Origin of the sequence: Gordonia bronchialis DSM 43247 (assembly GCF_000024785.1) — a bacterium.
Lineage (GTDB): Bacteria > Actinomycetota > Actinomycetes > Mycobacteriales > Mycobacteriaceae > Gordonia > Gordonia bronchialis.
The window spans coordinates 3,899,046-3,924,410 of record NC_013441.1; the positions used below are offsets into that span (position 1 = coordinate 3,899,046).

A 25,365-nucleotide genomic window follows, 5' to 3' on the forward strand; every position below is an offset into this window, starting at 1 on the left:
TATTTGATGGCCTCGAGGTGAACCGAGACAGCTGTTGCTGTTCGGCGGATTACTTCGAGTAGAACTCGACGATGAGCTGTTCTGTCAGCGGCACGTCGATCTGAGCGCGCTCGGGCACGTTGTGCACGAGGATGCGCAGCGTCGACGGAACCACCTGCAGCCAGCCCGGAACCGGACGATCGCCCTGGATCTCCTTGGCGATCTGGAACGGGACGGTCTGCAGCGACTTCGGCCGGACGTCGATGATGTCGTACTGGCCGACGCGGTAGCTGGGCACGTCGACCTTCACACCGTTGACGGTGAAGTGGCCGTGGCTGACCATCTGGCGGGCCTGACGACGGGTCCGGGCCAGGCCGGCGCGGTACACGACGTTGTCCAGACGGGTCTCGAGGATGCGCAGCAGCTCGTCGCCGGTCTTGCCGTTACGACGATTGGCCTCTTCGTAGTAGCGACGGAACTGCTTTTCCAGCACTCCGTAGGTGAAGCGGGCCTTCTGCTTCTCCTGCAGCTGCTGCAGGTACTCGCTCTCCTTGATCCGCGAACGGCCGTGCTGGCCGGGCGGGTAGGGGCGACGCTCGAACGCCTGGTCTCCTCCGATGAGGTCGACCCGAAGGCGACGGGACTTCTTGGTTGCGGGGCCGGTATAACGAGCCATTAGTTCAGTTCCTCCCTTTCCCGCTAGACCCGACGCCGCTTGGGCGGACGGCAACCGTTGTGCGGCTGCGGGGTGACATCGGAAATGGTGCCGACCTCGAGGCCGGCTGCCTGCAGGGAACGGATCGCGGTCTCACGACCCGAGCCCGGTCCCTTGACGAAGACGTCGACCTTCTTGACGCCGTGTTCCTGGGCCTTGCGCGCAGCGTTCTCGGCCGCGAGCTGAGCCGCGAACGGGGTGCTCTTGCGCGAGCCCTTGAATCCGACGTGACCCGACGACGCCCAGCTGATGACGTTGCCGTTGGGGTCGCTGATCGACACGATGGTGTTGTTGAACGTCGACTTGATGTGTGCGGTGCCGTGCGGGACGTTCTTCTTATCGCGACGGCGTGCGCCCTTCTTGGGGCCTGCGCTACGTGACTTAGGAGGCATTACTTCTTCTTCCCGGCGATGGTCTTCTTCGGGCCCTTGCGAGTGCGGGCATTGGTCTTGGTGCGCTGGCCACGGACGGGCAGGCCACGACGGTGGCGCAGACCCTGGTAGCAGCCGATCTCGATCTTGCGACGGATATCGGCCTGCACCTCGCGGCGCAGGTCACCCTCGACCTTCACCGAGGCCTCGATGTACTCACGCAGCTTCGCGACGTCTGCGTCGGTGAGATCCTTGGCGCGGAGGTCGGGGCTGAGCCCGGTCCCCTCGAGGATCTCCTTGGAGGTGGTACGTCCCACTCCATAGATGTAGGTCAGTGCGATCTCCAGCCGCTTCTCACGGGGGAGGTCCACACCTGCAACACGTGCCATGTGGCGGTTTTCCTTTACTTCTCAGAGGTCTGCTCCTGGTCCGTCCCGGAACTCTCGCCGGGCTCCGGCCTCTGAAACCGGAGGTGGGCGCCGACCCGTATGTCGACGCTGGTGCCAAGAGGGCTTCACAAAGATCTGATCAGCTCTTCTGGTCGTTATTCAGTTGTCGTCTCAAGCGATCCGTGGAGCGCTGATCAGCCCTGACGCTGCTTGTGGCGCAGGTTCTCGCAGATCACCATGACCCGACCGTTACGGCGGATCACCTTGCACTTCTCGCAGATCGGCTTGACGCTCGGCTGAACCTTCACGTCCGCTTCTCCTTGGGATGTCCGGGCACGACGAAGCCGCACCCGTGCTGCCCTCACCCGTGTTCGGGAGAGGAAGTCCTACTTGTACCGATAAACGATGCGCCCACGACCGAGGTCGTAGGGCGAGAGTTCCACGACGACCCGGTCCTCCGGCAGGATGCGGATGTAGTGCTGCCGCATCTTGCCGCTGATGTGAGCGAGAACCTTGTGCCCGTTCTCCAACTCAATGCGAAACATCGCATTGGGCAGGGGTTCGATCACTCGACCCTCGACCTCGATGGCCCCGTCTTTCTTCGCCATGTCCTCCGCGATCCTGGCTTCCGCCGCGACATTCCAGACGTCGGCGTCCGGTGTTGCCCGGTTGAATCCGTGCTTATCCGTTAGTGTGTTGGCACGTCGCTTGCGTCGCGCCATCGGCGCTGCTCGGGCCGGAAACCAACGTGAACCCACGGGGATACCCGGCACGGGACGCGCACCGACGTTCCATGTTACGCGAACTGCGGGAACACTCCAAACCGCCCGACGACGGGCTCACCGCCGAACAGCGAGCGGCAAACCCGGCCACTGTCATAACGTTGCTGCTGTGCACGAGTCCCTGGAGGCGTGGAGCGATTTCACCGTGGCCATGACCGGCGCCACCGCAGCCTTCGCGGGTCTCATCATCGTCGCGATGTCGGTGAACATCGAGCGAATCGTGAAGGCCCCGGTCGGTGTCTCGTGGGTCGCGCTGGTGGACATTCTCGGTGACACCGCACGCTGACCGAAGGAGATCGTGATAGGCACCGTGGATGACTATCTGGGCGAGTTGGGTACCGATGACCGGGCGGTGATCGAGCGCATCTACACGCTCGCGCGTGACGCCGTCCCCGGCACGGAGCAGGGCAAGGGTTACGGGATGCCGGCACTCATCTACAACGGCAAACCACTTCTCTCGGTGATGCGCGCCAAGAAGCACATCGGCGTCTACCCGTTCAGCCCGGCCGCCGTCGACGCGGTCGCACCCATGCTCGATGGCTTCGACATGGCCAAGGGCACCATTCGGTTCCAGCCCACCAACCCGCTGTCCGACGACGCCGTCCGCGCCCTCGTGATCGCCCGCCGCGTACCAGATCGACGGGGTTGCGCCGGCCGGTTGAGGGTGCGATTCATCTGCTCGGAGGCTATGGCGCACATCAGCAGCCGCATAACCTCACGTCATGATGCTGGAGCTGCTGGCCACCCTCGATCCCACATCCCTCTCCCCCGATTCGGTCGACACCGATGTCCTCGCCAAGGGTCGCGGCGGTGGCGGAAAGGGCTTCAAGGTCTCCGCTCCGATCGTGTTGATCATCATCGCGGCGATCATCGGCGCGATCGCCCGCTTCTGCTGGCCCCGGCGCGACCAGATCGTGGCGTACCTGCAGTCCGCCGCGTCCGGCGGACCAGCCGGGCCAGGCGGCCCGGGCAGGCGGGGCAGCCCGGCCCAGCCGTCACCTGGTGATGTCCAGGTCGCACTCGACCCGCGGACACCGTCGGACACCTTGGTGCACATGGTGAACAACGCGCCACCGTTGCGGCCCTACGTCGCAGCAAACCCGAGCACCGAGCCGGGGTTGCTGAATTACCTGGGCGGACTTGGCGATCCGGCGGTCAACCAGGCGCTCGCCGCGCGAGGTGGACCGGCCGGGATGGCGCCGGGGCCGGCGGCGCCCCAGACCGGTCGCCCCGGCCCGGTCCATGCAACCACGCCACCCGGGCTGGTCAAACAGTTCCCCGGGCACCAATCCCCTTCGGCCCCCGGCAGTTCTGGCCCGTTCCCCACCGGACCGGCTCACATACCACCCGGCGCGCCTGATCCCCGACGGATGCCACCTCCCGGTTCGATACCGCCCGGTCCGCCGCCACGCTGGTAGACCCGTAGCGCGCGACCCGATCCGAACGCCCCTGGCACACTATGCCCATGAAGGCGTTCGTGATTCAGACGGCATTCACCGGCTTCGCGCTGTGGATCGCCTCGCTCATCGTTCCTGGTGTCGACTTCGTCGGCGGTTCCAACAATTGGGAGAAGCTCGGCATCGTCCTGGTGGTCGCCGTGATCTTCGGCGTCGTCAACGCGATCATCAAACCGATCGTGCAGATCCTCGCGATCCCGTTCTACATTCTCACCCTCGGGCTGATCCACATCGTGATCAACGCTTTCATGCTGGAGATCACCGCGTGGATCACCCGGAACACCACGCACTGGGGCCTGGAGGTCGACGACTTCTTCTGGTCGGCGATTCTCGGCGCGATCGTCGTGTCGCTGGTTGGTTGGGGTGTCTCCATGCTGCTGAAGGAACCGGTCCGATGACCGTGCGTCGCGCCGGCATCGGCGTGGCAGCGATGGTCGGTGTCGCGGCGCTGGTGACCGGGTGTGGTGACGACGCCTCGGACACCGCGCAACGCACCGTCACCGTGGTGGGTTCGGGAACGGTGAGCGGCACGCCCGACACGCTGCGCGCCGACATCGGGATCGAGGCGACCGGCGCCGACGTGTCCGCCGCCCTCGACGAGGCCAACACCAGGGTCCGCGTGGTCACCGATGCTGTCGCCGGCGCCGGTGTCCCCCGCACGGACATCCAGACCCAGCAGGTCACGCTCAGCCCGCAGTACGCGTCGCCGGTTCCCGGAAGTGCCGGTCAGATCACCGGGTATCAGGCCACCAACACGATCCGAGTCATCATCCGCGACCTCCCCAAGGCCTCCGGCGTGCTGAAGGCCGCGGTCGACGCCGGCGGCAACAACACTCGCATCAGCAACGTCAGCTTCGCCATCGACGACAACTCGAACCTGATGAGCCGGGCACGCGAGGCCGCGTTCACCGACGCCCGCACCCGAGCCGAGCAGTACGCCACCCTCGCCGACGACTCACTCGGTCAGGTCATCACCATCAAGGAGACGACGAGCGGCGACGAACAACCCGCCCCCTACCAGCGGGACGTGGCGTCGTCGCCGGTTCCGCTGGAGCCCGGACAGCAGCGGCTCACCTTCTCGGTCACCGTGACCTATGCGCTGAACTGAACTGAACGGGTGGCGAGCGGGCGGTCGAGAAGGGCTGTCGACGCCCGCGGTCACGCCTTGATGATCGCGGCCAGTTGCTCGACGGGAGTCTCCGACCCTAGGACCTGCACCGCCACATGGTCGGCGCCGGCAGCAAGATGCTCGTCCACCTGCCGTCGAACCGCGGCCGCATCTCCGTGTGCCACCAGCGCGTCGATGAGCTCGTCGCTGCCGCCGTTCTCGATGTCGGCGTCGGTCCACCCGAGTCGCTTCAGGTTCGAGGTGTAGTTGCGCAGATGCAGGTACGGCTGATCCACCGGCGGGCGGCCGACCGCGCGCGCGGCCGCCGGATCGGTATCGACGACGACCTTGTGCTCAGGTGCCAGCAGGACCCCCTCGCCGAGGGTTTCCCGGGCGATCTTCGTATGCGCCGGCGGGGTCAGGTAGGGGTGCGCGCCGAGCGCGCGGTCAGCGGAGAGCCGCAGCATGCGCGGGCCGAGCGCGGCGAGCAACCTGCGTTCGGCGGGTACACCGTGCTCGTCGAGGACGTCGAGGTAGCGGCTCACCGCGTCGTACGGCTTGGTGTATTCGGCGGTGGCCTCCGGATGACCGGCGCCGATCCCGAGGTAGAAGCGACCCGGGAACTCATTTTCCAGATCGGCGTACTCGCCGGCGATCGTCGCGGCATCGGTGTTCCAGATGTTCACGATGCCGGTGGCCACAGTGATGTTCTGTGTCGCTGCGAGCACCTTGTGGACGGGCCGCAGATGTTTGGGCGAACCACCCAGCCAGATCGCGCCGTAGCCGAGTTCCTCGATCTGGGCGGCCTCCTCAGGGGAGAACTGACCGAACCAGCCCCACGTGCCGTGCGTACCGAATCGTTGGATGTGCGCAGACTTCTCCGATGATGTCGTCATGCTCTGGCCAACCCGGGACGTCCGGCAGCTATTCCGATCCGGTCAGTCCAGTCCGCGCAGCCGGTCCCGACGCCGGATTCGTAACGACCTCCTGATCGGCTCGAGCTGCGGCGGAACCGATTGCGCGTGGGGCTCGGCGTGCTCACGGACCACGTGCAGATGACGACGCCGAGCCTCCCCCTCGCGTGCCGACTGCTTTCCACGCCTCGCCTTCTTACCCATGGATGTAACCGTGACGAGTCGTCGCCGCTAACGTGTGGCCACATGCGAGCAGTGATCCAGCGCGTGAGTCAGGCAAGTGTGACCGTCGACGGGACCGTCGTCGGCGAACTCGAATTGGACGGCGGAACACAGGGATTGGTGGCGCTGATCGGAGTCACCCACGACGACACCACCGCCCACGCCGCGAAGCTCGCCGACAAGATCTGGCGTCTGCGCATCCTCGACGGCGAACGCAGCGCCGCCGACGTCGCGGCCCCCATCCTGGCGATCAGCCAGTTCACTCTCTACGCCAACACCGCGAAGGGCCGTCGCCCGTCGTGGAACGCGGCCGCGCCGGGTCCGGTGGCCGAGCCACTCGTCGAAGCAGTGGTGACCGAACTACGACGACTCGGCGCCACCGTCGCGACCGGCACCTTCGGCGCGCACATGCAGGTGTCGCTGGTCAACGACGGGCCGGTGACCATCATCGTCGACGTCTGACTACCGTGGAGACATGGGACGCATCACCGCACGCCGGCGCGTGATCCGCATGCGGCAGGGACACTCCCCGGTCGAACGCGCCGATGTCCTGGCCGTCGAGGAGCCCCTCGAGATCCGGGTCGGCGGGCAGACGCTGACGGTCACCATGCGTACTCCCGGCCACGACGTCGAGCTGGCCGCCGGATTCCTGGTCGCCGAAGGCGCCATCACCGGCGCCACCGACTTCTCCACCGCCCGCTACTGCGCCGGAACCGACGCCGACGGTCAGAACACCTACAACGTCCTCGACGTCACCACAGCCGCCGGCGTCGCGGCGCTCCCGTTGTCGGCGATCCGCCTGAACACCACGACCAGCGCGTGCGGGGTGTGCGGGAAGTCGAGCATCGACGCGGTTCACACGGCGTCGGCCTTCACGACAGCCGACGACGATGTCACGATCTCCGACGAGTGGATCCTCGGGTTGCCCGAGCGTCTGCGGGCGGGGCAGAAAGTCTTCGACAAGACCGGCGGCCTGCATGCCGCGGCACTCTTCGACGTCGGCACCGGCGAGTTGCTCGTTCTCCGCGAGGATGTCGGCCGGCACAACGCGGTGGACAAGGTTATCGGGTGGGCGCTCCTCGCGGACCGGCTTCCGTTGCGCGGCACTGTCCTTCAGGTTTCCGGTCGCGCGAGCTTCGAACTGGTGCAGAAGGCGTCGATGGCCGGAATCCCGATGTTGTGTGCGGTGTCGGCGCCGTCGTCGCTGGCGGCCGACCTCGCCGACGAACAGGGCATCACGCTGATCGGTTTCTCCCGCGGGGAGTCGATGGTGGTCTACACCCACGCGCAGCGCGTCGCCGGCGCGTCACCCTGATCCCGAGCACGTGGCGCGAAATCTCACGTTCACAGACCGACAATCCGGGCGAAACGGGCCGCTGATTGAGTACGGGCGTCCTACATAACGCCCTTTTCGATCTGGAGCACGACGCACACCCACAACCACACCCCCGTCACCGCGGCCGCTTTCATCAAACGGCTCGGTCGTCGTGACTTCCTCCGCGCCGTCGCGGTGGCAGGTGCAGGAGCAGGCGTCGCCGCAACGGCCGTGGCCTGTTCCACCGACAACGGGGCCGGGTCAACCGGCAGTTCGTCGACCACCCTGACCCTCGGAGACGGATCGATCCTGCAGCCCGGCAGCGGCGACCGCCCCGGTGATCTCTACCTCGCATCGGTCCCCGACCAGGGGTTGTGGGCTATGTCCCGAACGTGCACAGCACACCGGTCATCCGGATGCGCTCCGGTCAGACCATCACCATCGACGCCGTATCCCATGAGGGAATCCTCGAAGATCAAGGGCGAGATCCGAACACATGGTTCGGCAGCCACGGCGTCGCGTCGGACAAGATCCTCGACGACGTCAAGGCGGTCGCCGCCGAATACAACCGCACGCCACGCAATTTCGCCAAAGACGGCCCGCGCGTCGTGACGGGGCCCGTCTTCGTCGAGGGTGCCGAACCGGGTGACGTGATCAAGATCGAAACCTGGCCGCTGTTCCCCGCGTCCCCTACGGTGTGGTGTCGAGTCGACACGGCAAGGGCGCGCTGGCCCGGACCGCCGACGGCCCGCCCGCCGGGATCACGGCCGCCGAGATCATGCCGCCGGTGGCCACCGACAACAAGAATGCCGCCTCCCCTACCGAACTCGGCAACGTCTCCGTGTTCACACCGATCGAGGACGGCAAGGGGTGATGCCTGTCGGCACCACCGGCACAGCACGTTTCGGTCTGCGACCTTTCATGGGCATGATGGGTGTCGCCTACTCCACCGACCCTGATCCGACTGCCGCCGTGTCGAATTCGATTCCCCCGACGCTCGGAGGCGGCAACATCGACATCCGTCACCTCGGCGTCGGGTCGACGTTCTACCTTCCCGTCTTCGCACCTGGTGCGCTGTTCTACGTCGGCGACCCCCATATGGCGATGGGTGACGGCGAGGCAGCCTTGACCGCCATGGAGGGATCGCTTCGCGGAACCTTCCGACTCACGGTGTGCAAGAAGGGATCTGGCGACGCCCCGAGCGTCGCCTACCACTATCCCTTCGCCGAGACCGCCGAGGCATGGATTCCGATCGGTCTCTCGGATCCCGAAGGGTCCGGTGGCGGCGAGCAGAGCAGCGATCTCGACGTCGCGATGCGGCGGGCAGTGGTCAATGCGCTCGACTATCTCGAACACGACCAGGGCATGGACCGGGCGATCGCCTACGCCTACCTGTCGGCGGCGGCCGATTTCAGCGTCTCACAGGTCGTCGACCGCACCGTCGGGGTGCACGGCCAGATCTACAAGTCGCACTTCGCCTGACGGCACCCACCGCCCTGAGTCCCGACACACCCAGGACAGTTCCGTATGACGTTTGGACCGATACCGGACCAAACGTCATACGGAACTCATGGCCGGACGTTGTGATCCTGCGGCCGGGTCGTCAGAATCCGCGGACCGTCGGCGGTCACGGCAACGGTGTGTTCCCAATGCGCCGAACGTGATCCGTCGTCGGTGATGACCGTCCAGCCGTCATCGAGCTCGGTGGTCTCGGTGGTACCGAGGGTGAGCATCGGTTCGATCGCCAGCGTCGACCCGATGACGAGGTAGGGGCCACGTCCGGGTTCACCCTCGTTGGCCAGGAACGGATCCATGTGCATCTCACGGCCGATACCGTGCCCGCCATAGCCGTCGACGATGCCGAAGCTGCGCCCGAATTTCCGCTCGGCACTGCGGGTTCCCAGTTCGATGGCATGAGAGATGTCGGTCAGACGAGCACCGTCGACCATCGCCTCGATACCGGCTTCCAACGAGAGCCGGGTGACCTCCGAGAGGTCGGAATCGGCCTCGCTGAGTTCGCCGACGCCGAAGGTCCACGCCGAATCCCCGTGCCAGCCATCGAGAATGGCGCCACAGTCGATGGAGACCAGGTCACCTTCGGCGAGAACCACATCCGACGATGGGATGCCGTGCACGACGACCTCGTTGACCGAACTGCAGATCGATCCGGGAAAGCCGTGATAGCCCTTGAAGGACGGCACGGCGTTCGCCTCGCGGATGACCGACTCGGCCACTTCGTCGAGATCGAGTGTGCTCACCCCGGGTTTCGCCGCGGCGCGCACCGCGACCAGCGCAGCACCCACCACGGCGCCCGCGGCGGCCATCGCGTCGAGCTCCCCGGGACTGCGGAACGGGACCCGCTTCCGTTTGCGGAAACCCATGCGAGACAACGTGGTGACCGGTCAGGAAACCCCGGCGCCGAGGGCGCTCAGCACGCGCTGATGCACGTCCTGGATGTCGCCGACCGCGTCGATGGTCTTCACCTGATCGCCGTAGTAGGCGAGCAGCGGAGCAGTTTCCTTGGTGTACACCGCCATCCGGTTACGGATGACCTCTTCGGTGTCGTCCGCGCGGCCGCGGGCCAGCATCCGGTCGACCACGACGTCGGTGTCGACCTCGAAGGACAGCACCGCGTCCAGCGAACTGTCGAGCGACGCCAGAATCTCCTTGAGCGCGTCGGCCTGCTCGGTGGACCGCGGGAAACCGTCGAGGATGAATCCCTTGGCGGCGTCGGGTTCGCCGACGCGTGCGCGGACCATGTCGACGGTGATCTCCGAGGGCACCAGATTGCCGGCGTCCAGGTACTTCTTTGCCTCGACACCGACGGCGGTGCCCTGAGAGATGTTCGCGCGGAACAGATCGCCGGTGGAGATGTGCGGGATGCCGAGCGCTTCGCTCAGCAGTTCCGCCTGGGTACCTTTGCCTGCTCCGGGGGGGCCGAGAATGACGAGTCTCACTTGAGGAATCCTTCGTACTTGCGTTGCATGAGTTGACTGTTCACTTGCTTCATCGTGTCCAGACCCACACCGACCATGATCAGGACGGCCGTGCCCCCAAATGGCAGGTTCTGCACACCACCGCTGTTACCGATCTCGAGGAACAGGTTCGGCAGTACGGCGATGATACCGAGGTAGATCGAACCCGGCAGCGTGATGCGACTTAGCACGTAACCGAGATAGTCGGCGGTCGGTTGCCCCGGACGGATACCGGGGATGAAGCCGCCGTACTTCTTCATGTCGTCGGCGCGCTCCTCCGGGTTGAAGGTGACCGCGACATAGAAGTAGGTGAAGAAGATGATCATGCCGAAGTAGACGGCGATGTAGACCCAGTCGCTGGGGTTGGCTAGGTGATCGGTCACCCACGTCTGCCACGACGACACCTTCTCCGGGTCGCGGGTCAGTTCCACGATGAGCTGTGGCAGGTACAGCAGCGACGACGCGAAGATCACCGGGATGACGCCGGCCTGGTTCACCTTCAGCGGCAGATAGGTCGACGACCCGCCGTACATCCGGCGCCCGACCATCCGCTTGGCGTACTGCACCGGGATGCGACGCTGACCCTGCTCCACGAAGACCACACCGGCCACGATCAGCAGGGCGGCCACACAGACGAGCGCGAAGACCAGTCCGCCGCGGCTGTTGAGGATGGTGCGTCCCTCGGCGGGGATACGGGCGGCGATACCGGCGAAGATCAGCAGCGACATGCCGTTGCCGATGCCGCGTTCGGTGATCAGCTCGCCGAACCACATCACCAGACACGCACCGGCGGTCATCACCAGCACGATGATGGACAGGCCGAAGATGTTCTGGTTGGCCAGGACCTCGCTACTCGTCGAGCAGGTGCTGGGCAGCAACTGTCCGCGGTCGGCGAGGGCGACGATGCCGGTGGACTGCAGCAACGCGAGCGCCACGGTGAGGTAGCGCGTGTACTGCGTCATCTTGGCCTGGCCGGACTGGCCTTCCTTGCGCAGTTGCTCGAACCGCGGGATGACCACCGTCAGCAGCTGCACGATGATGCTCGCGGTGATGTAGGGCATGATGCCGATCGCGAAGACCGACAGCTGCAGCAGCGCACCACCGGAGAAGAGGTTGATCAGCGAGTACACCGAGCTGGAGTCACCACGCGAGACCTCATCCAGACACGTCCGCACGGCCTGGTAATTGACTCCCGGAGACGGGATGGTCGCACCGAGCCGATACAGGATGATGATGCCGATGACGAAGAGGATCTTCTTCCTCAAGTCGGGCGTCCGGAAGGCCGCGAAGAGGGGGGAAAGCACTAACTCCTCCTAGTAACGACCACGCGAGGTGCCTTCCGGATCAAGAGATCCGGCCCCCGTGTGCTCGGCAATCGACAGTGATCTATGGATGCGCCCAGAAACTGTTGCCGCAGACAACGCTTGAACTCTACAGCAGCGCCGAAAACCGCCATGTCGGGTGGCAGCCGGTGTGGCTGCCACCCGATGAGGCGGTCGAGCGTTCGTCAGAGTTCGGTGACGCTGCCACCGGCAGCGGCGATCTTTTCCTTGGCCGACGCCGTGAACTTGTCTGCGGTGACGTTGACCGCGACGCTCAGGTCGCCATCGCCGAGCACCTTGACCAGCTGGTTCTTGCGCACTGCACCGGCGGCGACGAGCTCGTCGACGCCGATGGTGCCACCCTGCGGGAAGAGACGTGCGATGTCGCCGACGTTGACGACCTGGTACTCGACCCGGTTGCGGTTGGTGAAGCCCTTGAGCTTCGGCAGCCGCATGTGGATCGGCATCTGGCCGCCCTCGAAGCCGGCGGGCACGTTCTTGCGCGCCTTGGTGCCCTTGGTGCCGCGACCGGCGGTCTTACCCTTGGAGCCCTCACCGCGACCCACGCGGGTCTTCTCGGTCTTCGCGCCCGGAGCGGGACGAAGGTGATGGAGCTTGATGGTCATTACTTAACCTCTTCGACTGTCACGAGGTGCCGGACCACGTTGATGAGACCGCGGTTGATCGGGGTGTCCTCGCGGGTGACCGACTTGCGGATGCCCTTCAGGCCGAGGGTCCGCAGGCTGTCACGCTGGTTCTTCTTGGTACCGATGGTGCCCTTGACCTGGGTGATCTTCAGCTCTGCCATGGTGATCAGACTCCCTGTCCGGCACGGGCGCGGAGCATACCGGCCGGTGCGACATCTTCGATCGGCAGACCACGACGTGCGGCGACCTCTTCGGGACGCTGCAGCATCTTCAGCGCGGCAACAGTGGCGTGCACCACGTTGATCGCGTTGTCGCTGCCGAGGCTCTTGGCGAGGACGTCGTGGACGCCCGCGCACTCCAGCACGGCACGCACCGCGCCACCGGCGATCACACCGGTACCGGGGCTGGCCGGGCGGAGCATCACGACACCGGCGGCGGCCTCACCCTGGACGGGGTGGGTCACGGTGCCGGCGATCAGCGGCACGCGGAAGAAGTTCTTGCGAGCCTCTTCGACGCCCTTCTGGATCGCGGCCGGAACTTCCTTGGCCTTGCCGTAGCCGACGCCGACCATGCCCTGACCGTCGCCGACCACCACGAGAGCGGTGAAGGAGAACCGACGACCACCCTTGACCACCTTCGAGACGCGGTTGATGGTCACCACGCGCTCGAGCTGGTTGCGGTCCTGGTCGCGATCGCGGCCACCACGGTCGTCGCGACGTCCGCGACCACCGCGACGGTCGTTGCCGCCTGCATTGGGGTTGTTGTTGTCGTTACCGGCGGGTCCGTTTCCGCCGTCACGCTGACGTCCGGGCATCAGAGGTTCCCTCCGGTCATGTGGGTATTGCTGGTGTAGATGGTCATCAGAACTGCAAGCCTCCCTCGCGGGCGGCGTCGGCGAGCGCGGCGATCCGGCCGTGGTAGTCCTTGCCGCCACGGTCGAACACGACCGCGTCGACGCCGGCAGCCTTGGCGCGGGCCGCGATCAGCTCGCCCACCTTCTTGGCCTGGGCGGACTTGTCGCCGCCGGCCGCACGCACGTCGGCCTCGATCGAGCTGGCCGCGGCCAGCGTCTTGCCGGCGAGGTCGTCGATGAGCTGGACGTGGATGTGGCGGCTGGAACGCTTCACCGCGAGGCGGGGACGCTCCGGGGTTCCGCTGACCTTCTTGCGCAGCCGGAAGTGACGGTTGACGGTCGCGGTGCGGCGACGGGTCGACACGTCCTTGCCGAGCGGCTTGCGGACTTTTTTGGTGGCTGTATCACTCATGGCTTACTTACCCGTCTTTCCGACCTTGCGACGGATCTGCTCACCCTCGTAGCGAATGCCCTTGCCCTTGTAGGGATCCGGACGACGCAGGCGGCGGATGTTCGCCGAGATCTGGCCGACTTGCTGCTTGTCGATACCCGAGACCGAGAACTTGGTCGGGGACTCCACGGCGAAGCTGATGCCTTCGGGAGCCTCGATCGGCACGGGATGGCTGTATCCGAGCGCGAACTCGAGATCGCGGCCCTTGGCCTGGACCCTGTAGCCCACACCGAAGATTTCCATCTTCGTGGTGTAGCCCTGGGTCACGCCGACCACCAGGTTGTTGATCAGCGAGCGCGAGAGTCCGTGCAGGGCACGGCTGCGACGCTCGTCGTTGGGGCGGGTCACCAAGATGGAGTTGTCCTCCTTGGCGACCGTGATGGGCTCGGACACGGTGAGCGCGAGCTCACCCTTGGGGCCCTTGACCTTCACGTTCTGGCCGTCGACGGTGACGTCGACACCGGAAGGGATCTCGATGGGGTTCTTACCGATACGCGACATGTCTTGTTACCCCTCCCTCACCAGACGTAGGCGAGGACTTCGCCGCCCACGCCCTGGTTGGCTGCCTGACGATCGGTCAGCAGACCCGAGGACGTGGAGATGATCGCCACGCCGAGGCCGCCGAGCACCTTGGGCAGATTGGTGGACTTTGCATAGACCCGCAGGCCCGGCTTGGAGACGCGGCGCAGTCCGGCGATGGAGCGCTCACGGCTGGGGCCGTACTTGAGGGAAACGACGAGGTTCTTGCCGACCTCCGCGTCTTCGGTGCGGTAGTCGGTGATGTAGCCCTCGCGCTTGAGGATCTCGGCGATGTTCACCTTGATCTTCGACGACGGGAGTGTCACCTCGTCGTGGTACGCCGAGTTGGCGTTGCGCAGACGTGTCAAGAAGTCTGCGATCGGATCAGTCATGGTCATGGTTGACCGTCAACCTTTCTCGTAGCGGTTCCCATACAGCGCCGACGAGGGAGAAATCTCCCTGACCTGCGGTGGGCCTTCTACGAAGTGGATAGTTGTGCTTAGGTTCTCGCCGCCGATGCCCTTGGCTTTTCGCCGGCACCGGAGACTATTCAGTTGTGTACTTGAGCGGCCTGCGGCACCTGAGGTGCACAGGCAACCGGTCTAGTGTAGAGAATTCCCAGCACAGACCCAAATCGGCCGCATCAGCCCAACCACGTCGCCGTCATCGCCGTCAGTCCGGCCCGACCAGCAACGCCGCTTTCCACATACATGCGAGGTAGGCGGCATACCGTTCATCGGACCAGCCGCGCTCCGCCACGAGCCGCTGCCACAGCGTCGGGTCGCTGGTCGCCCACATCAGGTCGTGGCACTCGGATTCGCTGATTGCCAGCCGGCCGGTTGCGGCCGCCTCACGGGCCATGTGGCCGATTCCCACGTAGCGTTGCCGATCCATCTCCGCGAGCATGTCGGCCGCAGCGGGTTCGGAGGCTGCTGCTCCGCGGACCGCGAGGACGAGCGGCGCGATGCGGCGCGCGACCGCGGTGGCCATACGTGCCTGCATGTCGAGTCTGCGTGCGAGGTCGGTTTCGCGGCGTATCTCGGCGATCATCGGCCGCTCGTGGAACACCACGTCCTCGTCGTCGCCACCGATGGTGATGTCCCACACCCGCGCGAGCACGGTCGCCTTGTTCTTGAAGATCGCATACACGCTTTCTTTGGAAACCCCTGCCGCCGTGGCGATGTCGACGATCGTCGTCCGGGCATATCCGCGCGAGACGAACAGATCGTGGGCGGCGCCGAGGATCTGCATGCGAGTGACCCGGGCCTGTTCTGCGCGACGGGTCGAGCGATAGACACGACCGGTCTGGACATCCTCACCCATCACGAATACACTCCAACTGTATTGAATACATCCGAAGCGTATCGAGGTGTTGAGATGGACACGAACATCACAGCGAATACAGCAGCGGCACTGTGGGACGTGGCCGCCGACGGGTGGGCGCGGTACGGTCCCACCATCGAGCGCATCGAGGCCGACCTGAGCGCCCTGATCTGCGCCGCCCTGCCGCCGCTGGCGGGCCTCGATGTACTCGAACTCGGTTCCGGCAGTGGAGAGTTCGCCCGTCTCCTAGCAGCGGACATCGGCCCCGACGGCCATCTGCTGGCCACCGATATCGCTCCGGCGATGACCAGGGTCCAGACCGCCCGATTGGCGGACCTGACCAATACGTCGGTCCGCGGCGGTGTCGATGTCACCGACCTACCGCTCGCTGACGACAGTGCCGACGTGGTCGTGTTTCGCATGGGTTTGATGATGTCACCGCAGCCCGACCGCGCCCTGCAGAGCATCAGATGCGTGTTACGCCCCGGCGGTCGTTTCGTCACCACCGTCTGGGGTCCGCTCACCGAGAATCCGTGGCTCACCAGCGTCGGGATGGCCGCGATGACCCAGGGCCTCGTCGCGGGTGGGCCGCCGGTGGGCCCTGGTGAACCCTTCTCGCTGCCCGATCCCGACATCCTGCGGGACCTGTTCGCCGCCGCGGGGTTCTCCTCTGTGTCGGTCGAGACCCACCGCGGGGTGCGTCACTACCGGGATGACGCCGAGCACGTCGACATGGTCCTCGCCCTGGCTCCGCCCCTGGCAGCTGCGCGCCGAGGATTCTCCGCGGAGCAGGATTCGGCACTGCGCTCAACGATCGCCTCACTGACCGAGCAGTACCGGAACCCCGACGGTTCCCTGGACATCCCCATGTGCGCTCACGTGGCGAGCGGGCGCGCCCCGGAACGGGCCTGACGGGCGTACCGTGACGTCGGGATGACGTCGAGGTTCTTGTCTGCCCCGAACCGTTGCACGCTGTCGAGCATGCGTGTCATCCGGCTCTCGAGTTCTGCCTGATCTCCCCCGCTGCCATAGAAGGCATGTATGTCGGTGATCGCAGCCATCGGGAACAGCTCTTCGACGATGGCGTCGACGTGCGGGGCATCCGGTGTGAGTGGTGCTTCGACGACGTTCTGGTAGTAGCCGAAGGTCGCCTGGGTCTCGATTGCCACTGTGGTGTGCTCCTCGAGCCAGATCCGCAGCCACTCCTCGCGGGACAGGTCCGCCGGCCGGCGCAGAAAGGCGATGTTGGCCAGCGCGTCGATCCGCGTGCCGTCGGCCGGGAGCCGCGGATCGAGCGGTGCGCGTTCGGTGACCCGCCAGGCGGCCACCCGCCCGGCCATCGCGGCCAGTGCACTGACGACGTCCTCGACCCGATCGGACCAGACACCGACCACGGCCTCGATGGGCGGGTCGAGGTGGCTGATCCGCATCGCGCCGGCGACCGCACCGTCGGAGACGTTTACCTGCACTCGGCTTGCTCCCGCATCGGCGAGGGCGGCCGCCACCGTGTCGGAGGTGAGGTCGACCTCGGAGTCCCAGAGCGCCGCGATGATCTTGGTGGACATTCGCGCAGAGTATCCGGCACCACCGGCCTCGCGCGGTCAGATGATCGACCTACCACGGGAAGTATCGGCACTTACGCTGTCTGCGTGAACTGGGAACTGCTGTCCTGCGGATTGCGCGGACACGAGACCTACGCGCCCGACGAAGCCGCGCTGGCCGCCCGGCTGCACGTCGACACGCCGGCCGGCGAATCGTGGCGGTGCCTGCGGTGCGGAACCTTCGTCCCCGGCGAGCCGCGTCGCAGCGGCCCGGCCGACCACGCACCCGAGGTGCCGCGCGGCGCACTGCTGCGTGACCTCGTCATCATGCGGCTGCTCGCGGCCGAACGCGCCGTGCGCGGGCTATTCCTCCTCGCCGCCAGGATCATCGTGATCTCGCTGCGCCACAGGCAGGAGTCGATCCGCACGAAGTTCGAGTCCGAGATGCCGCTGCTGCGTCCGCTCGCCGACCAGATCGGCTGGAACATCGACGATTCCAAGGTCGTCGAGTGGATCGAACGGTCCTTTTCGCTGTCCAGCACCACCATCGTCTGGGTGGGCACCGCGCTGATCGCTTACGCTGCAAGCCAATTCATCGAAGCGGGTGGCCTGTGGTTCATGCGGCGCTGGGGTGAATACTTCGCGGTCATCGTCACCACCCTGTTCCTGCCGATCGAGATCTATGAACTCACCGAACGCGTGACGGTGGTGCGGATTCTGCTGCTCGCCGTGAATCTTGCGGCGGTGGTGTGGCTGATCTGGAGCAAGCGACTGTTCGGGGTGCGCGGTGGCGGCGACGCCTACCACGCCGAACATCACGCCGAGAGTCTGCTGACCGTCGAACGTGCCGCGGTGTACGGACCGAACTGACGGGCCTCGGGCCGACTTCGGGCACCCTGGAAGGGTGAGCATCAATCGTCGCGCTTTCCTCACCGCGGGCGCCGTCGCCGGCTGGGCATGGTGGCCGGCTGCTCGACGGACGCCGAGCAGGCTGCGCCACCGTCGACGCCGCCGCCCGGCGTCACCACCGTGACCGGCGGGTTGAATGTGCCGTGGGCCATCGTTTTTCTCGCCGGCGGCGACGCCCTGATCTCCCAGCGCGACGACGCCACCATCGTCCGTGTCAGCCCCGACGGGACCGTCCGAACCGTCGGCGGCGTCGACGACGCGGCCCCGCGCGGCGAAGGCGGATTACAGGGCATCGCGCTCGCACCCGGCGACGAGAGCACCGTGTTCGCCTACTACACAACCGCTTCCGACAATCGGCTGGTTCGGATGGATTTCGACGGTCGGCGCCTCGGGCCCCCGCGTCCACTCCTGACCGGACTCGACACCGCAACCAATCATCACGGCGGCGCCCTGGTCTTCGGCGCGGATGGCAGCCTGTTCGTGGCGGTCGGCGATGCAGCCGAACCCGATGTGGCACAGGACGTCCGGGCGCGCAACGGCAAGATCTTGCGTGTCGATCGCGAGGGGCGGCCGTGGCGCGACAACCCGTTCGGCAACGAGGTGTACTCCTACGGTCATCGAAATGTCGAGGGACTCGCCTTCGATGGCGCGGGACGTCTGTGGGCCACCGAATTCGGGCAGAACGGCCGCGACGAACTGAACCTCATCGTCGCCGGCGGCAATTACGGGTGGCCGCAGGCCGAAGGCGACTCCGACGATCCCCGCCTCGTCGCACCGAAGGTCACGTGGTCCACCGCCGAGGCCTCCCCCGCCGGCCTGGCGATCGCCGGTGGCCGCGCCCATGTCGCCGCACTACGGGGTCAACGGCTGTGGAGTGTGCCGCTGAACGGGGACACCGTGGGCACCCCCACCGCGCGTTTCACCCGCACCCTCGGCCGGCTGCGTGCGGTGGCCCATGCCCCCGACGGCTCGCTGTGGGTTTCGACCAGTAACACCGATGGGCGCGGCAGCCCGATCGCCGGCGATGACCGCATCCTCCGCGTACCCGCCACCTGACCCCGTCAACAACGCGAGAACTCGCGACCGGAGTGGCAGAGTGAACACATGGACTCGACTTCTCTGCCCGCTCTGGTCGACGAACTGCTGAGCACGGCCCACTCCGCCCGTAGCGGCCGCGCCGCCCATACGCTGCACGGCAATTCACACAACAAGCTTCGGCAGACCGTCATCGCGCTGACCGCGGGTTCGGTTCTGGCCGAACACCAGGGGCCAGGTGAGGCTACCCTCCATGTTCTGCGCGGTCATGTCACATTGACCGCCGGGGACCAGTCGGCGGTCGGCATCGATGGCGATGTGCTCTCGGTTCCCCTTGAGCGACACGAGCTTTCGGCGCAACACGATTCCGCCGTACTTCTCACCGTCGTGAAAGACGGATGGTGAGGTAGGTCAACAACAAGTAACGGGGCCAACGGCGGGTCACCGGCAGGACAACACTCGCCCAATCGGCGGACACGCCACCGTGCGTGATCGTATAGTCGAGCCATGGGCCGATCACCTGGAGTTGACGGCAACGCGGCGAAGGCCCTCCTCGACATCGGCAGATTCTTCACCCGGTGGGACGAAAGTGATGACGGCCGTGCGGTGTTCCGCGATGGCGGCCGTGCGGGCGACGTCTTCTATCGCGACCGGTGGAGCCACGACAAGGTGGTCCGGTCCACACACGGCGTGAACTGCACCGGATCGTGTTCGTGGAAGGTCTATGTCAAGGACGGCATCATCACCTGGGAGACCCAGGAGACCGACTACCCGTCCGTCGGTGCCGACCGTCCCGAGTACGAGCCGCGGGGATGTCCGCGTGGCGCCGCCTTCTCCTGGTACACCTACTCCCCCACCCGCGTACGCCACCCGTACGCCCGTGGGGTTCTCGTCGAGATGTATCGCGCCGCCAAGGCCCGCGTCGGCGACCCGGTGCTCGCCTGGGCCGACGTGGTGGGCGACCCGGTCCGGCGCCGGGCATACCAGCAGGCCCGCGGCAAGGGCGGATTGGTGCGGGTCACCTGGGACGAGGCCATCGAGATCGCGGCCGCCGCGCATGTCCACACCATCAAGACCTACGGACCCGATCGGTGCGCCGGGTTCTCGCCGATCCCGGCGATGTCGATGGTGAGCCACTGCGTCGGCACCCGGTTCATCCAGTTGATCGGCGGGGTGATGACCTCGTTCTACGACTGGTACGCCGATCTCCCGGTGGCCAGCCCGCAGGTCTTCGGCGATCAGACCGATGTTCCCGAGTCCGGGGACTGGTGGGATGCCACCTACCTGATGATGTGGGGTTCCAACATCCCCGTCACCCGCACCCCGGATGCCCACTGGATGGCCGAGGTCCGCTACCGCGGTACCAAGGTCGTCACGGTCAGCCCCGACTACGCCGACAACACCAAGTTCGCCGACGAGTGGCTGCCGGCTGCGGCGGGTACCGACGCCGCGCTCGCGATGGCGATGGGGCACGTCATCCTCACCGAGTTCTTCGTGCGGGGGCGCACCGAGTTCTTCGACGACTACGTCCGGCGGTTCACCGACCTGCCGTTCCTGATCCACCTCGATGAGCACGAGGACGGTTGCGTACCGGGCAAATTCGTCACCGCCGACGAACTCGGTGCCCTCGACGCGTCGGCGCCCGAGGACGTCTGGAAGACGGTGGTGCTCGACGAGCAGACCGCGCAACCGGTGGTTCCCAACGGATCCATGGGCTTCCGGTACGCGGAATCCGGTGTCGGACGGTGGAATCTGGATCTCGAGGGCGTGACACCGGCGCTGAGCGCGGCCGGCGATCACGCCGAGCCGGTCGTCGTCTACTTCCCCGCCTTCGACGCACCCGACGGCAGTGGTTCGGTGCTGCGACGCGGCGTACCGGCACGACGCGTCGGCGGCCACCTGGTGACCACCGTCTACGACCTCATGCTGGCCCAGTACGGCGTCGCGCGCGTGGGCCTCCCCGGCGACTGGCCGCGTGACTACGACGACGTCACCAGTCCGTACACGCCGGCCTGGCAGGCCGAGATCACCGGCGTCCCGGCCGACGCGGCGATCCGAATCGCCCGCGAATTCGCCTCCAATGCAGACGAATCCGAGGGCAGGTCGATGATCATCATGGGCGCCGGCATCTGCCAGTGGTTCCACGGCGATGCGACCTACCGCGCCATCCTGACGCTGCTCATCCTCACCGGTTGCATGGGCCGCAACGGGGGCGGCTGGGCCCACTATGTGGGACAAGAGAAGTGCCGGCCGATCACCGGATGGATCTCGCTGGCCAACGCCTTGGACTGGACGCGCCCGCCACGAACCATGACCGGGACGTCCTATTGGTACATGCACACCGATCAGTGGCGCAACGACGGCTACTCGAGCGCCTCGCTCGCCTCACCGCTGTCGCGTGGTGTGCTCGACCACGAACACACCGCCGACGCCATCGCGCAGTCGGCGCGACTGGGGTGGATGCCGTTCTATCCGCAGTTCTCGCTCAACCCGCTCGACGTCGCCGAGCAGGCCCGTGCGGCCATCGATTCCGGAGCGGCCACCGACGCGGCGAGCTATGTGACCCAACGGCTTTCCGACGGGACACTCACGCCGGCCATCACCGATGTCGACGCGCCGGAGAACTGGCCCCGCACCTTGGTGCTGTGGCGCTCCAATCTGATGGGGTCCTCGGCGAAAGGCAACGAGTACTTCCTGCGACATCTCCTCGGTACCCACCACAACGTGTTGGGTACCGAGAAACCCGACACACCGCGCCCACGTGAGATCGTCTGGCACGAGCAGGCACCCGAGGGCAAACTCGACTTCCTGATGTCCGCGGACTTCCGCATGACGTCGACGACGCTGCTCTCCGACGTCGTCTTCCCAGCGGCCACCTGGTATGAGAAGCACGACCTCTCCTCCACCGACATGCATCCGTTTGTGCATGCGTTCTCGCCGGCGATCGACCCGCCGTGGGAGGCCAAGACCGACTTCGACCTGTTCCACCTACTGGCCGGCAAGTTGTCCGACCTCGCGCGCACGCATCTCGGGGTGCGTCACGATCTGGTGAGCGTCCCACTACAGCACGACACACCCGGTGAGACCGCGCAACCCCATGGACGGGTTCATGATTGGTCGCGCGCCGATGTCGCGGCGGTACCCGGACGCAACACGCCGATGTTCAGCATCGTCGAACGGGACTACACCACCATCGCCGACAAACTGGCCGCCGTCGGGCCGCTGGCCGATTCACTGGGCTTCACTGTGAAGAACGTCACCTACGAATTGTCCGGCGCCACAGAGCGACTCGCCCAGGCCAACGGCGTCATGCTCGGCGGAGCCGCCGACGGCCGGCCGGCCATCGACACCGACGCCAAACTAGCCGAAGCCATCCTCACCTTCTCCGGCACCACCAACGGCGAATTGGCGGTCCAGGGTTTCCAGACGCTGCAGCAGCGTGTCGGATTCCTGCTCGACGACCTGGCACGCGGTTCGGAGGAGAAGCACATCCGCTTCGCCGACACCCAGCAGGCGCCGGTCCCGGTGATCACCTCCCCCGAGTGGTCGGGATCGGAGACCGGCGGACGCCGGTATGCACCGTTTACGGTGAACATCGAGCGGCTCAAGCCTTTTCACACCCTCACCGGACGAATGCACTTCTACCTCGATCACGACTGGATGATCGACATCGGCGAATCGCTGCCCATCTACCGGCCTCCGCTGGACATGCATCGGCTGTTCGGCGAACCCCGTCTCGGTCCCACCGGGGAGCGGGAAATCACGGTGCGGTACCTGACGCCGCACTCGAAGTGGTCCATCCACTCCGAGTATCAGGACAACCTGTTCATGCTGTCGCTGTCACGTGGCGGCCCGACGGCGTGGCTGTCACCGCAGGATGCCGCCTCGATCGATGTCGCCGACAACGACTGGATCGAATGTGTCAACGCCAACGGCGTCGTGGTGTGCCGGGCCATCGTCTCCCACCGCATGCCCGCCGGGGTCTGCTACGTCCATCACGCCCAGGAACGCACCATCGACGTCCCCAAGTCGGAGGCGACCGGTCGTCGTGGCGGCATCCACAATTCGGCGACGCGGCTGCTGGTCAAACCCAGCCACCTCATCGGCGGTTACGCCCAGTTGTCTTATGCCTTCAACTATCTCGGGCCGGCCGGCAATCAGCGCGACATCGTGTCCACAATCCGTAAACGCAGCCAGGAGGTGACCTACTGATGCGTGTCATGGCCCAGATGGGCATGGTCATGAACCTCGACAAGTGCATCGGATGTCACACGTGTTCGGTCACCTGCAAGCAGGCGTGGACCAACCGCGCCGGCACCGAGTACGTGTGGTTCAACAATGTGGAAACCCGTCCCGGACAGGGATATCCGCGCCGCTACGAAGACCAGGAGACCTGGCGCGGCGGCTGGACGCTCAACAAGAAGGGCAAACTGCGGCTGCGCACCGGCGGACGTCTGCAGAAGTTGTTGACGCTCTTCGCCTCTCCGGTCCAGCCGACCCTCGACGACTATTACGAGCCCTGGACCTACGACTATCAGACGCTGGTGGATGCGCCCCTGGGCGACGACTTTCCCGTCGCACGCCCCAAATCGCTGATCACCGGCGAGGACACCAAGGTGGCATGGTCGGCCAACTGGGACGACAATCTCGGTGGCGCACCGGAAATGGGTGGACTCGATCCAGTGGTCGAGAAGCTGCGCCGCGAATCCGAGGACGCCATCAAGTTCAGCTTCGAGCAGACCTTCATGTTCTACCTGCCGCGGATCTGCGAGCACTGCCTCAATCCGTCGTGTATGGCGTCGTGCCCGTCGGGTGCCATCTACAAGCGTGCCGAGGACGGCATCGTCCTCGTCGATCAGGATCGGTGCCGCGGATGGCGTCAGTGCATCACCGGATGCCCGTACAAGAAGATCTATTTCAATCACAAATCGGGTAAGGCCGAGAAGTGCACGTTCTGTTATCCCCGCGTCGAGGTGGGGCTGCCCACGGTGTGCTCGGAGACCTGCGTCGGGCGCCTGCGCTACCTCGGCTTGTTCCTCTACGACGCCGACGCGGTCACCGCGGCGGCGGCCACCCCCGACGACAAGGACCTCTACGAGGCCCAACTCGACCTGATGCTCGATCCCGAGGACCCCGAGGTCATCGCTGCCGCCCGCGAGCAGGGCATCCCCGACGACTGGCTGACCGCCGCCCGGCGGTCCCCGGTCTACGCGCTGGCCAAGAAGTATCGGGTGGCACTGCCCCTGCATCCCGAGTACCGCACCATGCCGATGGTCTGGTACGTCCCACCACTTTCGCCGATCGTCGATCTGCTTGCCAAGCAGGGCCACGACGGGGAGGATCGCGGAAACCTGTTCGGCGCCATCGATTCTCTGCGGATTCCGTTGGAGTACCTCGCCGAATTGTTCACCGCCGGTGACACCGCAACGATCAGCCGGGTGCTGCACACGCTGGCCGCGATGCGCTCCTACATGCGGGATGTCACGCTTGGGCGAGAGACCGACGCGTCCATCCCCGCCTCGGTCGGACTGTCCGAACAGCAGATCTACGAGATGTACCGCCTGATGGCGCTGGCGAAATACGATGAGCGGTACGTGATCCCGACCGCCCACGTCGAACAGGCCCACGAACTCGAGGAGATCGGGTGCGCCCTCGACTACGACGAGGGGCCGGGCATGTTCGACTCGTCGGCCTTCGGCGAGGCGAGCGGACGGCCGGCGCCGGTGTCCGTGGAGACCTTTCACGCGCTGCGTCAGCGGCAGACCACCGACACAGCGGCCGGTTCTGAGAGCCTCGCCGGACGCACCAACCTGCTCAACTGGGACGGAAATGGAACTCCCGCAGGCCTTTTCCCCGACCGGACGGGCGAGCGGTGATCGGGCGGCGCAACCGCGGCGACGGCACCGCCACGTCGGTGATCCGCCAGGTGGCGTCGTGGTGTCTCACCTATCCCGATGACGAGATACTCTCGAGGACCGGACTTCTCGACGACGCGTTACGTCAGCAACGCCGCACACCCGCGATCGAACTCCTGCGTGGCTTCGTCGCACACCTGGATGCGAGTGAGCCGGATACGTTGCGGCAGGACTACACCGACACCTTCGATCTGTCCCGCAAACACACGCTGTACCTGTCGTATTGGACGGCCGGGGACACCCGACGCCGCGGGACGGTACTCGGCGAGTTCAAACAGCACTACCGCGACAGCGGGTTCCTCGTCGACCTGCATGGCGAGTTGCCCGATCACCTGCCGATCGTTCTGGAGTTCGCGGCCCGGGTGGACCCCGACGCCGGCGGCGCACTGCTGCAGGACTTCCGTCCGGCGCTGGAGTTGCTGCGATTGTCGCTGGTCGAACGGGGCTCACCGTATGCCGACGTGCTGGTGGCCGTGTGCGCCACCCTCCCCGGCGAATCACCGGCCGACCGGCGTGCGGTCGCCGCCATGCGGGAGTCGCCGGTACCGACCGAGAACGTCGGGCTCGAACCCTACGATCCGCGACTGCTGCCGCTGACGACAACGGGCACGACGGTGAGGTGA

Annotated in this window: 30 protein-coding genes and 2 pseudogenes; 15 read left to right on the forward strand and 17 right to left on the reverse strand. The window is 66.0% G+C overall.

The window, feature by feature from the left end:
• Window positions 1–49 precede the first annotated feature (49 nt).
• The 5 genes from rpsD to infA form a co-directional block, all read right to left on the reverse strand.
• Window positions 50–655 (reverse strand): 30S ribosomal protein S4, encoded by a 606-nt coding sequence (rpsD, locus tag GBRO_RS18255; RefSeq protein ID WP_012835366.1) that lies wholly within the window; start codon window positions 653–655, stop codon window positions 50–52.
• Between the two features lie 23 nt (window positions 656–678).
• Window positions 679–1,086, reverse strand: a complete 408-nt coding sequence (rpsK, locus tag GBRO_RS18260; RefSeq protein WP_012835367.1) for a 30S ribosomal protein S11 — start codon at window positions 1,084–1,086, stop codon at window positions 679–681.
• Window positions 1,086–1,454, reverse strand: a complete 369-nt coding sequence (rpsM, locus tag GBRO_RS18265) for a 30S ribosomal protein S13 (protein ID WP_006338093.1) — start codon at window positions 1,452–1,454, stop codon at window positions 1,086–1,088. Before rpsM ends, rpsK begins: the two co-directional genes overlap by 1 nt.
• Before the next feature lie 194 nt (window positions 1,455–1,648).
• Window positions 1,649–1,762, reverse strand: coding sequence for a 50S ribosomal protein L36 (rpmJ, locus tag GBRO_RS18270; RefSeq protein ID WP_005207978.1), 114 nt, complete (start codon window positions 1,760–1,762; stop codon window positions 1,649–1,651).
• A 78-nt stretch (window positions 1,763–1,840) separates the two neighbouring features.
• Window positions 1,841–2,062 (reverse strand): translation initiation factor IF-1, encoded by a 222-nt coding sequence (gene infA / locus GBRO_RS18275; protein ID WP_005170487.1) that lies wholly within the window; start codon window positions 2,060–2,062, stop codon window positions 1,841–1,843.
• Between the two features lie 283 nt (window positions 2,063–2,345).
• On the opposite strand from infA, the gene GBRO_RS26380 reads away from it, so the two are divergent.
• From GBRO_RS26380 to GBRO_RS18295, 5 genes and pseudogenes are all read left to right on the forward strand, one after another.
• Window positions 2,346–2,522 (forward strand): hypothetical protein, encoded by a 177-nt coding sequence (locus tag GBRO_RS26380; protein WP_012835369.1) that lies wholly within the window; start codon window positions 2,346–2,348, stop codon window positions 2,520–2,522.
• Between the two features lie 66 nt (window positions 2,523–2,588).
• Window positions 2,589–2,840 (forward strand): annotated as a pseudogene (locus tag GBRO_RS27565) (iron chaperone); the annotation flags it as partial.
• 118 nt (window positions 2,841–2,958) lie between these two features.
• Window positions 2,959–3,654: a variant leucine-rich repeat-containing protein gene (locus GBRO_RS26390; protein WP_012835370.1), complete on the forward strand. Its 696-nt coding sequence runs from the start codon at window positions 2,959–2,961 to the stop codon at window positions 3,652–3,654.
• 47 nt (window positions 3,655–3,701) lie between these two features.
• The gene (locus tag GBRO_RS18290) at window positions 3,702–4,091 is read left to right on the forward strand and encodes a phage holin family protein (RefSeq protein WP_041919973.1); all 390 of its coding nucleotides are present in this window, start codon (window positions 3,702–3,704) and stop codon (window positions 4,089–4,091) included.
• Window positions 4,088–4,801 carry an SIMPL domain-containing protein gene (locus GBRO_RS18295; RefSeq protein ID WP_012835372.1) on the forward strand — a complete coding sequence of 238 codons (714 nt, stop codon included), beginning with the start codon at window positions 4,088–4,090 and terminating at the stop codon, window positions 4,799–4,801. The genes GBRO_RS18290 and GBRO_RS18295 overlap by 4 nt, the downstream gene beginning before the upstream one ends.
• 50 nt (window positions 4,802–4,851) lie before the next feature.
• On the opposite strand, the gene GBRO_RS18300 is transcribed toward GBRO_RS18295, so the two are convergent.
• A complete protein-coding gene (locus GBRO_RS18300) occupies window positions 4,852–5,697 on the reverse strand; it encodes an LLM class F420-dependent oxidoreductase (protein ID WP_012835373.1) in 846 nt (281 codons plus the stop codon).
• Window positions 5,698–5,961: 264 nt separating this feature from the next.
• Between GBRO_RS18300 and dtd the strand changes: the two genes are divergently transcribed.
• From dtd to GBRO_RS18315, 3 genes and pseudogenes are all read left to right on the forward strand, one after another.
• Window positions 5,962–6,399, forward strand: a complete 438-nt coding sequence (gene dtd / locus GBRO_RS18305) for a D-aminoacyl-tRNA deacylase (RefSeq protein ID WP_012835374.1) — start codon at window positions 5,962–5,964, stop codon at window positions 6,397–6,399.
• Window positions 6,400–6,412: 13 nt separating this feature from the next.
• Complete coding sequence (gene fdhD, locus GBRO_RS18310; RefSeq protein WP_012835375.1) at window positions 6,413–7,252, forward strand: formate dehydrogenase accessory sulfurtransferase FdhD; 840 nt, start codon at window positions 6,413–6,415, stop codon at window positions 7,250–7,252.
• Between the two features lie 195 nt (window positions 7,253–7,447).
• Window positions 7,448–8,734, forward strand: a pseudogene (locus GBRO_RS18315) (acetamidase/formamidase family protein).
• Between the two features lie 86 nt (window positions 8,735–8,820).
• On the opposite strand, the gene map reads toward GBRO_RS18315, so the two are convergent.
• The 10 genes from map to GBRO_RS18365 all read right to left on the reverse strand — a co-directional run bounded on the left by map (window position 8,821) and on the right by GBRO_RS18365 (window position 15,342).
• The gene (map, locus tag GBRO_RS18320; RefSeq protein WP_012835376.1) at window positions 8,821–9,633 is read right to left on the reverse strand and encodes a type I methionyl aminopeptidase; all 813 of its coding nucleotides are present in this window, start codon (window positions 9,631–9,633) and stop codon (window positions 8,821–8,823) included.
• Window positions 9,634–9,654: 21 nt separating this feature from the next.
• Window positions 9,655–10,209 carry an adenylate kinase gene (locus GBRO_RS18325; RefSeq protein ID WP_012835377.1) on the reverse strand — a complete coding sequence of 185 codons (555 nt, stop codon included), beginning with the start codon at window positions 10,207–10,209 and terminating at the stop codon, window positions 9,655–9,657.
• Window positions 10,206–11,531: a preprotein translocase subunit SecY gene (gene secY, locus GBRO_RS18330; protein WP_012835378.1), complete on the reverse strand. Its 1,326-nt coding sequence runs from the start codon at window positions 11,529–11,531 to the stop codon at window positions 10,206–10,208. Before secY ends, GBRO_RS18325 begins: the two co-directional genes overlap by 4 nt.
• 203 nt (window positions 11,532–11,734) lie before the next feature.
• Window positions 11,735–12,175, reverse strand: coding sequence for a 50S ribosomal protein L15 (gene rplO, locus GBRO_RS18335; RefSeq protein ID WP_012835379.1), 441 nt, complete (start codon window positions 12,173–12,175; stop codon window positions 11,735–11,737).
• Window positions 12,175–12,357 carry a 50S ribosomal protein L30 gene (gene rpmD, locus GBRO_RS18340; RefSeq protein ID WP_012835380.1) on the reverse strand — a complete coding sequence of 61 codons (183 nt, stop codon included), beginning with the start codon at window positions 12,355–12,357 and terminating at the stop codon, window positions 12,175–12,177. The genes rplO and rpmD overlap by 1 nt, the downstream gene beginning before the upstream one ends.
• A 5-nt stretch (window positions 12,358–12,362) precedes the next feature.
• On the reverse strand, window positions 12,363–13,010 hold the full coding sequence (gene rpsE, locus GBRO_RS18345; protein ID WP_012835381.1) for a 30S ribosomal protein S5: 648 nt from the start codon (window positions 13,008–13,010) through the stop codon (window positions 12,363–12,365).
• Between the two features lie 46 nt (window positions 13,011–13,056).
• Window positions 13,057–13,461: a 50S ribosomal protein L18 gene (rplR, locus tag GBRO_RS18350; RefSeq protein WP_012835382.1), complete on the reverse strand. Its 405-nt coding sequence runs from the start codon at window positions 13,459–13,461 to the stop codon at window positions 13,057–13,059.
• A 3-nt stretch (window positions 13,462–13,464) separates the two neighbouring features.
• On the reverse strand, window positions 13,465–14,001 hold the full coding sequence (gene rplF / locus GBRO_RS18355; protein WP_012835383.1) for a 50S ribosomal protein L6: 537 nt from the start codon (window positions 13,999–14,001) through the stop codon (window positions 13,465–13,467).
• 17 nt (window positions 14,002–14,018) lie between these two features.
• The gene (gene rpsH, locus GBRO_RS18360) at window positions 14,019–14,417 is read right to left on the reverse strand and encodes a 30S ribosomal protein S8 (protein WP_004023571.1); all 399 of its coding nucleotides are present in this window, start codon (window positions 14,415–14,417) and stop codon (window positions 14,019–14,021) included.
• 274 nt (window positions 14,418–14,691) lie between these two features.
• Entirely contained in the window at window positions 14,692–15,342 is a 651-nt protein-coding gene (locus tag GBRO_RS18365) for a TetR family transcriptional regulator (protein ID WP_012835384.1), read from the reverse strand.
• A 54-nt stretch (window positions 15,343–15,396) separates the two neighbouring features.
• On the opposite strand from GBRO_RS18365, the gene GBRO_RS24800 reads away from it, so the two are divergent.
• Window positions 15,397–16,254: a class I SAM-dependent methyltransferase gene (locus GBRO_RS24800; RefSeq protein ID WP_012835385.1), complete on the forward strand. Its 858-nt coding sequence runs from the start codon at window positions 15,397–15,399 to the stop codon at window positions 16,252–16,254.
• On the opposite strand, the gene GBRO_RS18375 is transcribed toward GBRO_RS24800, so the two are convergent.
• A complete protein-coding gene (locus GBRO_RS18375; RefSeq protein ID WP_012835386.1) occupies window positions 16,218–16,907 on the reverse strand; it encodes an EthD domain-containing protein in 690 nt (229 codons plus the stop codon). The two genes, GBRO_RS24800 and GBRO_RS18375, sit on opposite strands and share 37 nt — an antisense overlap.
• 84 nt (window positions 16,908–16,991) lie before the next feature.
• Here GBRO_RS18375 and GBRO_RS18380 point away from each other — a divergent pair, with 84 nt between their 5' ends.
• The 6 genes from GBRO_RS18380 to narJ all read left to right on the forward strand — a co-directional run bounded on the left by GBRO_RS18380 (window position 16,992) and on the right by narJ (window position 25,365).
• Window positions 16,992–17,753, forward strand: a complete 762-nt coding sequence (locus tag GBRO_RS18380) for a DUF2127 domain-containing protein (RefSeq protein ID WP_012835387.1) — start codon at window positions 16,992–16,994, stop codon at window positions 17,751–17,753.
• An 87-nt stretch (window positions 17,754–17,840) separates the two neighbouring features.
• Window positions 17,841–18,848, forward strand: coding sequence for a PQQ-dependent sugar dehydrogenase (locus tag GBRO_RS18385; protein ID WP_012835388.1), 1,008 nt, complete (start codon window positions 17,841–17,843; stop codon window positions 18,846–18,848).
• A 48-nt stretch (window positions 18,849–18,896) separates the two neighbouring features.
• Window positions 18,897–19,232, forward strand: coding sequence for a cupin domain-containing protein (locus GBRO_RS18390; protein WP_012835389.1), 336 nt, complete (start codon window positions 18,897–18,899; stop codon window positions 19,230–19,232).
• A gap of 102 nt (window positions 19,233–19,334) precedes the next feature.
• Window positions 19,335–23,039, forward strand: a complete 3,705-nt coding sequence (locus tag GBRO_RS18395) for a nitrate reductase subunit alpha (RefSeq protein WP_012835390.1) — start codon at window positions 19,335–19,337, stop codon at window positions 23,037–23,039.
• Complete coding sequence (gene narH / locus GBRO_RS18400) at window positions 23,039–24,703, forward strand: nitrate reductase subunit beta (protein WP_012835391.1); 1,665 nt, start codon at window positions 23,039–23,041, stop codon at window positions 24,701–24,703. The genes GBRO_RS18395 and narH overlap by 1 nt, the downstream gene beginning before the upstream one ends.
• Window positions 24,700–25,365 (forward strand): nitrate reductase molybdenum cofactor assembly chaperone, encoded by a 666-nt coding sequence (narJ, locus tag GBRO_RS18405; protein WP_012835392.1) that lies wholly within the window; start codon window positions 24,700–24,702, stop codon window positions 25,363–25,365. The genes narH and narJ overlap by 4 nt, the downstream gene beginning before the upstream one ends.